Genomic DNA, 12,009 nt, shown 5'->3' with positions numbered 1-12,009 from the left:
ACGAAAAAAATAGCCAAACGATTATAATCGAAGGACCTGTAAGTGAAGAAACACTAAACACGTATACTTTTGACGAACACTTAAATGCATTTAGAAGACCTAATGATCAGTTTGAAGCATTAAAAGAAATCGCAAGTTTAGAAGAAGGTCGTATCATCGTTGCGCGTGTAGATAATAATATTATCGGTTACGTTACGTTTCATAGACCTGACGAATTTGAAAGATGGAGTGAAGGTAATCATCCATTTATATTAGAACTCGGTGCAGTTGAAGTTTCTAATGCATACCGTAATTTAAGAATCGGTCAAAACATGCTGAAATTATCGATGATGGATGAGTATATGGAAAATTATATCGTTTTAACGACGGAATATTATTGGCACTGGGATTTAAAAGGAACAGGATTAGACGTTTACGACTATAAACAATTAATGATTAATTTAATGGCCGTTGCAGGATTTGAAGTATATATGACAAACGACCCTGAAATTACAAGTCATCCTGCGAATACTTTAATGGCAAGAGTTGGAAAACATATTACGACCGAGCAACAACTTATATTTGATGAGATTCGATTTAAACACCGATACTTTTTTTAAGGAGGATATGTATGTTAGTTAGCCGAATTATGACGAGAGATGTGAAAACGCTCTCTCCGAAGGATACGATCAATGATGCTTTAAATTTAATAAACGAACACCACATTCGACATATTCCAATCGTTGAAAATGAAGAAGTCGTCGGATTAGTGACGGATAAAGACATCAATCTCGCACTACCTTCGATTTTAAATACTCATAGTGAAACGACTATCCACCATCCACTAGAAGATATTATGAAAACACGTGTCATGTTTACGAGTCCAAGAGATTTCGTAGAAGAACTCGCAGTCGACTTTTTAGAATTCGACGTCGGTGCGATTTGTGTGATCCAATCAAAAAAACTCGTTGGAATTATTACACAAACAGATATTATGGAAGCATTTATCGAAATCACTGGTATGAAAATACCTGGCTCAATTATCGAAATTGATGTACTCGACCGTCCAGGAATCGTCTATGATATCGGTAAAATACTATATGATTTAAATATTGTTGCTGTATCCATCACAATATTTGATAATACTGAAAAAGAAGGCCATAAATTTGTCGTCATAAAAATTAACGCTATGAATCCGATGTTTGTTATAAACAAACTCGAAGAAATGGGATATGACGTCGTCGACCCATTAAATAGAGGTTAAAAAGATGCGTGCACTCTATGTGTATGACGATGAGTTACTTAAATATCGCTTTAATAATACACATCCATTTAATCAGATGCGCTTAAAGATGACGACAGATTTATTAAAAGCGGCTCGATTTTTAACAGATGATGAAATTGTAGCTCCACGTGTCGCTACTGAAGAAGAAATTTTACTCGTTCATACAAAAGACTATGTCGATGCTGTTAAACGTGCAGGACATAACCAGATTACAAAAAAGGAACTTGCAAACTATGGTTTAAATACAGAAGACACCCCTCAATTTGAAAATATGCACGAGAAATGTAGCATGCTTGTCGGTGCGAGTTTAACTGGTGCAGATTTAATAATGGAAGGTAAAGCAGATAAAGTTGCCTCACTCGGAGGAGGACTTCACCACGGATTTACTGGTAAAGCGAGTGGATTTTGTGTCTATAATGATGCAGCGATTGTATGCCAATATTTAAAAGAAAAATATAATGAGCGTGTCCTTTATATAGATACCGATGCGCATCATGGAGACGGTGTACAATTCACGTTTTATGACTCAAATGAGATTATGACATACTCTATTCATGAAACGGGACGTTATTTATTCCCTGGTACTGGTTTAGTAACTGAACGCGGTACAGGACAAGGCTTCGGGTTTAGCGTGAATTTACCTGTTGATGCATTTACCGAAGACGATTCATTTTTAGACGTTTTTAAACAGAGTATCGAAATTGCCGCTAGATCATTTAAACCGACGATTATCGTACATGTGAACGGTGTAGATGCGCACTATCGTGATCCGATGACACATTTATGTTTAACATCAAAAGCTTACGAAGAGATTCCTAAGATCGTTAATGAAATTGCTGATCAATATGCAAATGGTAAACTACTCGCTCTAGGAGGCGGTGGTTATAACATTTGGCAAGTCGTCCCTAGAATGTGGGCGTATGTTTGGCTTGGGATAAAAGGGATTGAACCTCCAACTGGCACATTACCCGAATCATTTATAAACGAGTACAAACCATTATCACAACTTCCATTCCCTTCAGAGTGGCAAGATAACTTAGATGATTATACGAATATCCCTAGACGATCTGAAATTACTGAAAGAAATCAAATGGTTCTTGATAGAATTAAAATGTACTTAAAATAACAAAATTGCCCCGTTATATTAAATAATATAACGGGGCAATTTTTAAGTTACATAATAAACATTAATAAATATATAAAGAAAACTGAAAGAACAACTACAAAAAATAACGGTACACGAAAGATACCTAATATAGCGGCAAAAATCCCTCCAAGTATTCCTTCGATCGGACTCTCTACTGCATATAGTATTCCTGGAAAAATTAAAACACCTAAAGCAACGATTGGAATATAATTTAAAAATGTAATAAATATAGCGATAATAATCACGATATAACTACTATCTTCTAACATTTGTAACGTTAAAAATTGCCCTGCACCTGCGTAGTTTAAACCACTCATTAATGTTGTAGACAGTAAATCAATGAGTGGTTTTGCTGTAATACCAAAAGCCATCGCAACTGGTAAATATCCAAAACCAATTGCTATACCGTCAGAAAAAGAGCGCTTATATACTTCACTCAAAAACCACCACTCCTTTTAAAAACAATTAGTAACATTGTATCATAAATTTTCTGAAAATTGTGAAATATACTTGTGTTTATTCTACAAATAAAAGTTATAATTAAACATAAAAAAACTTGAGTTTAATATAAAACTCAAGTTTAAAAATATAAATCGCTTTATACACGCGTTGTTTTTGCGTAGTTAATTTTTAATGGAAGCATCGTTACTTTTTCATCGACTTCTTCGTTGTTCATAATTTTTGTAAGTAATCTCATTCCAACTGCACCAATATCATATAGAGGTACTGCGATCGTTGATAATTTCGGACGCATCATATAGGCAATACGTGTATTTGAACAGCTTATAATTTCTAACTCTTCAGGCACTTTTACGTTTTTATCTAACGTTCCATGAAGGATTCCACCTGCAACCTCATCTGATATTGCAATGACAGCATCTGCTTTAATTTCATGAATTTTATTAAATAGCTCAATACCCTCTTCATAAGTGTTTGCTGAAAACTCAAACATATTATCTTTACTTATGTTGTGCTCTTCTAATACTTCACAAATTTTATCTGCGAGTAAAGTCTCCAACACACTATGGTAACCGCTTTGTACATATGCAATTTTTTTGTTGCCGCGCTCAATAAACCCTTCTACAATACGAGCAATTGCATCACGATAATTTGCATTTACTCTGTTTATTGACATTTCTTTAGAATATCCACAGACTACGACTGGCGTATTTGAACGCTGAATATTATCGATTATTTTTTGGTCATCCGTTCCACCTAAAAAGATGATACCGTCCACTTGATTACTTAATAACGTTTCAAACGCATTCTTTTCTTTTTTAGCATCATTATCAGTATTTGTAATAATGATTTGATATTGATACATTTCAGCAATGTCTTCTAACCCTCTTAACACTGCTGAATAATATAAATCTGAAATGTCAGGAATAATTACCCCAACCGTCTTTGTTTTTTTACTAGCGAGACCTCTAGCCACCGCGTTCGGTTTGTAGTTTAATCGTTCTATGACGTCTTTTACTTTACGACGTGTTTCTGGCTTAACGTTTGGGTTACCATTAAGTACGCGTGAAACAGTAGCCATTGACACATTCGCTTCTCTTGCAACATCATAAATCGTAATTGCCATGATTTATTTTCCTCCTATGAAAACGTTTTTGTTTATTGATAATCATAACAGAAAATGAATGAGAATGTAAATAATTTAACAATAAACATCAAAAAAGTTCAGCATAAAAGCTGAACTTTATAAATTAGATAAATCAACACTGTCTTTGTTTACATATCCATCTTTAACATCTTCTCGAATTGCTCGTTTTTGAGCGGCCATTAAGTCCTGATCCGAGTCCTTAATACGTTTAACTTCTTCGAGTTCTGCTTTTTTCACTTTGACTTTGTCGACAATTTTATCTTTTTGATCTTCAAATACACCTTTTGGATCTTTTAAATCTTCACGAAGTGATTGTCCAGATTTTGGTGCTAAGAATAGACCTAAAATAGATCCGACAATCATACCGAAAATTAGTCCGAGTGGTAATCCTTTTTTACTCTTTTGTTTTGGTGGACTATACGGTTTAATTCCATGTGTATGTCGATCTCTATCATATTTTTCCATATAACATCCCTCGCTTAGTAGCGACCTTTTATCGCATTGTTACGACGCTGACGTTGCTGCCATTTATCAGCAAGTTCCATTGCAACGTTTGACCATTGTACAACTTGTGCAATTTGCTCTTCGTTCTCTGAGATGTTTGTCGTAATTGAATTTGTCACTCTATCGACTGATGTGTTAAGGTTTTGAACTGAATATCCAACACCTTGAACTGCATCAACGACTGAGTTTAATTTTTCAACTTTACCTTGTACGTCTTCAACTAGACGATTACTTTTGTGTAATAAGTCGGTTGACTCACGTGTAATTCCTTGAATTTGTCCATCTAATCCATCGAGTGTTTCTGCAACGTAATCTAAGTTTTTCTTAACACTAAGTAAAACGACAGCTACTGCAATACATGCTACTAAAAATCCAACTGCAGCAACTACGAGTGCAATCCACCCTAAAATACTCCAATCCATAAATAACGCCTCCGTAAATGTTCTTATGTGTATAACTTATTAATAGCCGAATTCAATTCATTGTAAACATGTTTAAGAGATAAGTTCTGTAAATCTTTTTTCGTACTTTTGAATATCTCCTGCACCCATAAAGATAATGACACTATCTTCATATTGATCGAGTTCTTTAATTTTTGCTTCTGTTAACAGTTTTGAACCCGGTATTAAATTCACCAAATCTTCACTCGATAAATTACCACTTTGTTCTCTCGCAGAACCAAAAATATCTACGATATAAACTTTGTCTGCCTCTTTTAAACTGTCTGCAAATTCATTTAAAAACTTTTCTGTTCTAGAGAAAGTATGTGGTTGGAATACCGCAACGACCTGGTGATTCTTATATTTTTTTCGTGCTGTTTCAAGCGTTGCCTCAATTTCTTTCGGGTGGTGCGCATAGTCATCCACGACGATATAACTTTTATATTTCGTCTCTGAAAAACGTCGTTTAACGCCACCATATGTTAAAAAAGCACTTTTAATATTATCGAAATCAAAACCTTCTAAATAACAAATTGTAATGACAGCAAGTGAATTTAAAATTAAATGATCACCATATAACGGAATAATAAAATTATCTTTATATTCGCCTTCAATGTATAAATCAAATGAAGTGCCGTTATCTACCACTTCTACATTTCTAGCTTCGACTGTATAATCACCATCGATACCATACGTATACATCGGAACATCGACTTTTACTTCATTGATATATGGATCATTTCCATACGCAACTACTGCTTTTGTCACTTGGTTTGCCATCGACTGAAACGCACTGACGACGTCTTCAACATCTTTAAAATAATCTGGGTGGTCAAAATCGATATTCGTTATAATTGCATAGTCCGGATGATACGCTAAAAAGTGACGACGATATTCGCACGATTCAAATGCAAAGTAATCCGCTTCTTTTTTACCAACACCTGTACCGTCTCCAATTAAATACGTCGTTTCTTTATCGCCATTCATAACGTGACTGAGTAAACCGGTTGTCGAGGTTTTTCCATGAGATCCTGTGACCCCAATTGACGTATAGTCTTTCATAAATTCAGATAAGAATTTATGATAGCGGATGACCGGATATCCACTTTCAAGTGCTTTTTTAATCTCTACATGGTCATCGTTAAACGCATTACCTGCAATATACGTAAAATCTTCGACTATATTATCTTCAGAAAATGGTAATATTTTAATTCCTTTTTTCTTTAATTGATACTCCGTGAAAACTTCACTTGTTATGTCTGAACCTTGTACTTCATGACCTAAATCAAAAAGAACTTGTGCAAGTGCACTCATCCCTGCACCTTTAATTCCAATGAAGTGATATTTCTTCACAATTACACCTTACTTTCATCGCTTCTATCTGATAAGTAGTTGATGATGTTGCTTAAAACTTCCGCTTTTACTGTACTCATATTCAGGCGTACTGGTCGGTTTGAAGTACTAATTGTGACGAGACAATCATTGCCCTCAAATAACTTATCCGCACCATCAATAACACTACTTTTCTCATCGTAATAAGAAATTTTAGTTTGCATTAAACTCAGAAGTTGGTATCTAATTCCAACGTCAGTTTTCGTGTGATTCATGACTAAATGTATGCCTAATGCTTTACCTTGCTTTAGAATTTGCAAAATATGACGAATCACTTCGGGATTATTTCGCTCGAGTATTCTATCAAAGTCGTCAATATATATAACTATCGTACTCTTTCTCGATTCTTGCTTCACACGTGTGTTAAAACTTTGAATGTTACGTACGTGTGCCCTTCTAAACTGAATGTTTCTGCTGTTTAACTCATCTATTATATCATTAAATGCATCAGTATCGTATACTGATTTTCTTTCACTAAACGAATGAGGGAGCGAATTGAAAGTATCGAATTCTTTCGAATCAGAAATTACTTTAAATTGAAATGCATCACTATTATGATTCATTAATAACGAGACGAGCATACTGTCAATAATTTCCGTTCTTTTTTCTTCGTTACCATATATTAATGTATGGCCTGCTTTTCTTAACTCATAGGTAAAAATACGATTATCCACTGTTTTGCCAAGTGCAAATCTATAGTCATTTTTTCTTAATTTTAAACTACTATTTAAAAATAGAGATTTAAAATAAATTTCACTTGGTTTTTCCAGTGGAAATTCAATTTGAATGTTATTATTTCCGAGCACTTCAGTAATGATACGCACCTTTTTATTTAAGGCACCCTCTAACTGCGCTTTCACATCTTCAATTTTGGACAATTTAAAATGTCTATCGAGTTGAATCGAATAAGAACCGACGATACCGTTTGAAAAGTATTCAACTACTTTTCCTTCTATACCCACCTGTTTAATAATTGCATTTATAGACTCAAGGTTTTCGTCATCATGCTTAACGAAGTTTTGTTCTTGTTCGTTACCTAATATACTTATCGGTGGTAGCGTCTTACTTGGCCCGAGTTTACGTTCAGCTTGAACAGGTAATGCTTTTTCTTTGTTTGTTGTTTCAGGTTGCTTCGTTTCGATTGGACGCTTCTTCTCTTCAACTTTACGTTCTTTTTGTAATCGTTCTTTACGCAGACGATCTTTCTCTTCTTTTTCTTTACGCTTTCTAACAATATCTTGAATAATTGGAGATTGGTGGTGTTCAAATTTTCGTCTATATTCTGCAGTTTCATCATATTCACGGCGATACGGGTTCTTCGTTCCATGAATTGCTGAAGGTACGACGCGTGCTTTCGTAATCGTTTGACTCGAAGGACGCTTTACCGTACGTCTTTCAGTATAACGAGACTCTTGTTTCTCCTCTTGTTTCGGAATGTCTTGTTCTTCTTCAGATAACTCAAATGGAAAAGGAAAACGTTTATTAAGTTTCATATCATCGATCGTCTGATTGCTAAATGTTCGATCTTGAAATCTATTCCTTGATCTTCTACGCATCCTAATCCCCTCCTATTATTTAAAAAACGATTGACCAACTTCGTAATTATCGTCTAATACGTAAATACCTCTTACTCCGTCATCTTCTAGGTTTAACTCTTTTTTAGAGCAAATCATCCCATTAGATTTCACACCTCGAAGTTCAGAAGGTTTAATATATAATCCATTCGGCATAAAAGCACCGACTTTAGCCACGACAACTTTTTGTCCTTTGTCGACGTTTGGTGCACCACAGACGATTTGTAGTTCTTCATCTCCTACGTCTACAGTCGTGACGTTTAATCGATCTGCATCTTCATGTGGTTTACATTCTTTTACAAATCCAACAACGAATTTTGGTGATAAATCTGGATTAATTTCACCGAAATCACCTTTGATAATATCGTTAATTTTTTCTACGATTGACTCTTCGTTTAACTCTGTAAGTTCTTCTTCAGTAAATGTTTCACTTGCATTAAATATGTTTAAGCCGAGTAACTCATCGTTATCGACAATCGCTGTATACCCGTCGAAATCTTTCGTTTCAAAATTATCGCTTCCCTTTAATGATACGAGAAGGACATCTCCAATGTTTTTGTTGTATGTTAACTTCATTTAAATTCACCTTGTTACTTTTTGTTTTTATTATAATTCTTTGCTTTACCGAGAATAAATACCGGTTCTAATTTTTTATGACGATAGCTAAAGCTTAAGCTCGTAATTGGCGTTAAACCTTCTGCAAAATACTGCATCATCATTTGAGCCATAATATCATAGCCGACTTCATTTTTAACGTCGACGATAATTAACACGTCTTGATGTGGTAAACCTATCATCATTTCGCCTTCTAGTTTGCTATGAAAATCGTTTAAAAATTCTTCGTTTAAAATTCTCGATGCATCATAACCGTCTCTATGGCTTATGAAATAAAAGTCATTTTCTTGAACTGTTTCTTTCTTATACTTAATGTCAAGTGTCTTTAAATTATTAAATGCTTTTTCTTTTAGCGCTTCTTTTGTAAGACCTAATGTTTCAAGTAATGATTCATCGATTAACTCGTATGAACGTCCATGGTCGAGTGCGTAAAAAATAACAGTTTCTGCAGTATGCTCATCGAATATGAATTTCTTACCGTCTTTTGCTTCTTTTGGAAAGCTTGTACTACGTACAACTGGATAAATCATTCCTTCATTTGTCACTTCTTTCGTATCTGCCATACGCGTTAAAGTTTCAGATACGTAGTAGACAATTTCATCGATGATTTCTTCAGATTTCGTTGCTTTTTGAAGTAATTTGTTTAGTTGAACGTCCACTCCTTTATGGTTATCTTGGCGTTCAATTCTTAAAATTTCTTCTTTTCGATTGAAACGACTATCGTATTGTAGATCCGTTTCATCGAGTTTTTTTAATACTTTATCTTTTAATTCAGTAACATTCATGAAATGCCTCCGTTATTGATTCCCTAAATTAAGTACTTGATCTCCAGGTTTAATAAGTTTCATACTCATGAGTAACTTATAAAATGCATACGTCACTGCACCAGGAAGTAGTATGTGGAATATGATTATCATTATATATGTTGTCATACTTGGCCCCATTGTTTCAATTGCCATGATTTGACCAACGAATCCACTCGTCCCCATACCTGCACCTGCACTATTATTTTGCATCGGGAAAAACACTGTCATAATCGGTGCGATAATCACACTTGCGATTGACGGTGGTAATATAATCCACGGATTTTTAATGATATTCGCTACTTGTAACATTGAAGTTCCAAGCCCAATCGATAACACCCCTGATGATCCATTATCTTTATAACTCATCAGTGCTAAACCGACCATATGACAACAACATCCAACTGCTGCTGCAGCTGCTGCAAGCCCGTTAATGTCGATCATTACCGCTAATGCTGCACTAGAAATTGGTGCTGTTAATGTAATTCCGAATACTAATGCGACGAGCATCCCCATAATAAATGGGTTTTGTTCAACCGCAAAGTTCACAAACGAACCGAGCGATAACATTAATTTTGATATAAATGGACCAACAAATTTACCGACTAAAAATCCGATAACAATCGTGAAAATTGGAGAAATTAATATATCTAATTTCGTACGACCGGCATATAGTCTTGATAGTTCAGTTGCGACTAAAACAGCAATAAAACTTCCAGCTACGCCTCCGAATTCATAAGCACTATAACCGACTGTCACTGCTGAAAATACGACGAGTGGATGTGCTTTTAACCCGTATGCAATACTCGCACCAATTGCTGCACCAGTTAAACTCATCGCAAGTTCTCCAACAGGAATTAAACCACTGAATGCTGGGATATACGTCCCAATCGTCTTAATAATAAGACCAATAAGTAAAGAAGAAAATAGACCGAGCGCCATAAAGCTCATCCCGTCGATGAACCAGCGCTTTAATAACCCCTTCACCCTCTTAACTCCTTAACTTTTTCGCTATTAATACCTTTAACAAGTTCGATTAAAAACTTTTTCGCTTCTAAGTAGTCATTTTTATGAATAATCGAATGGTTCGTATGAATATATCTTGAGCAAATTCCAACGACCGCGCTTGGCACTCCGTCATTAGACACGTGAATGCTTCCAGCGTCTGTTCCACCTGGAGATAAATAATATTGATATTTCACATCGTGCTTATCTGCAGTTTGAAGTAAATAATCTCTCATTGGTTTGCCAAGGATCATCGTACCGTCTTTAATTCTAAGTAATGTACCTTCTCCAAGTTTACCGAGATCATCTTTTTTACCGAGCATATCGTTTGCTGGTGAACAGTCAACGACAAATGCAACGTCTGGTTGAATTAAATTTGCGCTCGCTTTAGCTCCTCTTAAGCCTACTTCTTCTTGAACGTTCGCACCGATATATAAGTTACAATCAAGTTCAACATCTTTTAAAGCTTCAAGTACTTCTAAAGCGATTAAACAACCGTATCGGTTATCCCATGCTTTTGCTAACAATTTGTTTTCAGTAAGTTGTTCAAATTGAACATTTGGCACGATTGAATCCCCGATATTTACACCCATCTCAAGTGCTTCTTCTTTAGAGTCTGCACCAATATCTAATAACATGTCTTTAATTTTTGTACCTGAGTCTTTCGATTCACCACGTCTAAAGTGAATTGGCACACTACCAATTACACCTGTTAACTCTTTATTATCATTCGTTCTCACTGACATTTTTTGGCTGAGTAATACGTCTTCTGACCAACCACCGAGTGGTGTGAACTTTAAAAATCCATTGTCTGTAATTTCAGTAACCATAAATCCTACTTCATCCATATGGCCAGCAACTAAAACGTTAGGAGCGTTTTCATTTTTTGATTTTTTAACAGCAAAAATGCCACCTAAACCGTCATTAATATATTCGACGCCAAACGCTTCAAAATTCTCACGCAAATAATTGCGCACTAAATCTTCAAAGCCAGGAGCGCCGTGAAGTTCCGTTAACTCTTTCATTCGTTGTAGTGTTTTTTGACTGATTTCCATCTGAAAAAAACTTCCCTTCTAAATTTATATTTATTGTTGATTATGGTAGACTAACAGAAAGGGAGGCTACCATAATGTCAAAACGAACTTTTTGGACAATTGTCTTAAGCGTTGTAACAATTGTACCTGTTGTACTATATGTCATCGCTAGACGTACGATCAATGTTGACAAGGTCTTAGATAATCTTTACTTACAATTTGACGGCATTTCTTTTGTATCTGTTGACTATAACAATTCTAACAATGAAAGCTTTGGTCAAGATAAGAAAGTACTAAATGGTGTCGTTCACGTTGAACAAGGCGACAAACTTCAAAAGTACAACTTCACAGCGAATAAGTACACTGGTGAAATCATGGAGATTACTGTTCAGTAATCTTCATGTTTTATTATTATCCATTTTATCAAACAATTGTAATTACCGGAACTATCAAAAAAGCACCTTTTTAAAGGTGCTAAAATTTTACAACTATTTTATATATATTAAATCCTTTTTGACTGAATTTCTCTTCATACTCAGTTCGAATGTTATCTTCATCTTCATCTGCATGTAAATCTAAGTTCACTTCTAAAAATTCCGTTTTAAAATTATTTAATGAAACTAAA

General features: G+C 35.0%; 14 protein-coding genes. 4 read left to right on the top strand and 10 right to left on the bottom strand.

Annotated elements, in window-relative coordinates:
• The 3 genes from HMPREF3029_RS05390 to HMPREF3029_RS05380 form a co-directional block, all read left to right on the top strand.
• Positions 1-599 (top strand): GNAT family N-acetyltransferase (locus HMPREF3029_RS05390; RefSeq protein WP_070710097.1); only part of this gene is annotated, 599 nt, incomplete at its 5' end.
• An 11-nt stretch (positions 600-610) separates the two neighbouring features.
• Positions 611-1,243, top strand: coding sequence for a CBS and ACT domain-containing protein (locus tag HMPREF3029_RS05385; protein ID WP_068130884.1), 633 nt, complete (start codon positions 611-613; stop codon positions 1,241-1,243).
• Positions 1,244-1,247: 4 nt separating this feature from the next.
• Positions 1,248-2,390 carry an acetoin utilization protein AcuC gene (locus HMPREF3029_RS05380; protein ID WP_070710096.1) on the top strand — a complete coding sequence of 381 codons (1,143 nt, stop codon included), beginning with the start codon at positions 1,248-1,250 and terminating at the stop codon, positions 2,388-2,390.
• 47 nt (positions 2,391-2,437) lie between these two features.
• Here the strand turns inward: HMPREF3029_RS05380 and HMPREF3029_RS05375 are convergent, their stop codons facing one another.
• The 10 genes from HMPREF3029_RS05375 to HMPREF3029_RS05330 all read right to left on the bottom strand — a co-directional run bounded on the left by HMPREF3029_RS05375 (position 2,438) and on the right by HMPREF3029_RS05330 (position 11,405).
• The gene (locus tag HMPREF3029_RS05375) at positions 2,438-2,851 is read right to left on the bottom strand and encodes an AzlC family ABC transporter permease (RefSeq protein ID WP_070710095.1); all 414 of its coding nucleotides are present in this window, start codon (positions 2,849-2,851) and stop codon (positions 2,438-2,440) included.
• A gap of 158 nt (positions 2,852-3,009) precedes the next feature.
• Positions 3,010-3,996, bottom strand: a complete 987-nt coding sequence (locus HMPREF3029_RS05370; RefSeq protein WP_070710094.1) for a substrate-binding domain-containing protein — start codon at positions 3,994-3,996, stop codon at positions 3,010-3,012.
• A gap of 117 nt (positions 3,997-4,113) precedes the next feature.
• Positions 4,114-4,482: a YtxH domain-containing protein gene (locus tag HMPREF3029_RS05365; RefSeq protein ID WP_068130896.1), complete on the bottom strand. Its 369-nt coding sequence runs from the start codon at positions 4,480-4,482 to the stop codon at positions 4,114-4,116.
• A 14-nt stretch (positions 4,483-4,496) separates the two neighbouring features.
• Positions 4,497-4,943, bottom strand: a complete 447-nt coding sequence (locus HMPREF3029_RS05360) for a DUF948 domain-containing protein (protein WP_040928491.1) — start codon at positions 4,941-4,943, stop codon at positions 4,497-4,499.
• Positions 4,944-5,015: 72 nt separating this feature from the next.
• On the bottom strand, positions 5,016-6,314 hold the full coding sequence (gene murC / locus HMPREF3029_RS05355) for a UDP-N-acetylmuramate--L-alanine ligase (RefSeq protein ID WP_083314992.1): 1,299 nt from the start codon (positions 6,312-6,314) through the stop codon (positions 5,016-5,018).
• A gap of 2 nt (positions 6,315-6,316) precedes the next feature.
• Complete coding sequence (locus HMPREF3029_RS05350; protein ID WP_070710093.1) at positions 6,317-7,909, bottom strand: DNA translocase FtsK; 1,593 nt, start codon at positions 7,907-7,909, stop codon at positions 6,317-6,319.
• Between the two features lie 15 nt (positions 7,910-7,924).
• Positions 7,925-8,503, bottom strand: a complete 579-nt coding sequence (gene ytpR / locus HMPREF3029_RS05345) for a YtpR family tRNA-binding protein (RefSeq protein WP_068130902.1) — start codon at positions 8,501-8,503, stop codon at positions 7,925-7,927.
• Positions 8,504-8,517: 14 nt separating this feature from the next.
• Positions 8,518-9,327, bottom strand: coding sequence for a DUF1444 family protein (locus HMPREF3029_RS05340; RefSeq protein ID WP_070710092.1), 810 nt, complete (start codon positions 9,325-9,327; stop codon positions 8,518-8,520).
• Between the two features lie 12 nt (positions 9,328-9,339).
• Positions 9,340-10,332, bottom strand: a complete 993-nt coding sequence (locus HMPREF3029_RS05335) for a PTS sugar transporter subunit IIC (protein WP_070710091.1) — start codon at positions 10,330-10,332, stop codon at positions 9,340-9,342.
• Positions 10,329-11,405 carry a M42 family metallopeptidase gene (locus HMPREF3029_RS05330; protein ID WP_068130924.1) on the bottom strand — a complete coding sequence of 359 codons (1,077 nt, stop codon included), beginning with the start codon at positions 11,403-11,405 and terminating at the stop codon, positions 10,329-10,331. Before HMPREF3029_RS05330 ends, HMPREF3029_RS05335 begins: the two co-directional genes overlap by 4 nt.
• Positions 11,406-11,479: 74 nt before the next feature.
• On the opposite strand from HMPREF3029_RS05330, the gene HMPREF3029_RS05325 reads away from it, so the two are divergent.
• Positions 11,480-11,779, top strand: a complete 300-nt coding sequence (locus tag HMPREF3029_RS05325; RefSeq protein WP_040928499.1) for a hypothetical protein — start codon at positions 11,480-11,482, stop codon at positions 11,777-11,779.
• Positions 11,780-12,009: the final 230 nt, after the last annotated feature.

This window comes from Nosocomiicoccus sp. HMSC059G07 (genome assembly GCF_001815515.1).
GTDB classification, from domain to species: Bacteria; Bacillota; Bacilli; order Staphylococcales; family Salinicoccaceae; genus Nosocomiicoccus; species Nosocomiicoccus ampullae_A.
Note: the sequence above shows the minus strand (reverse complement) of the source record. Positions and strands in the feature narration are given on the sequence as shown.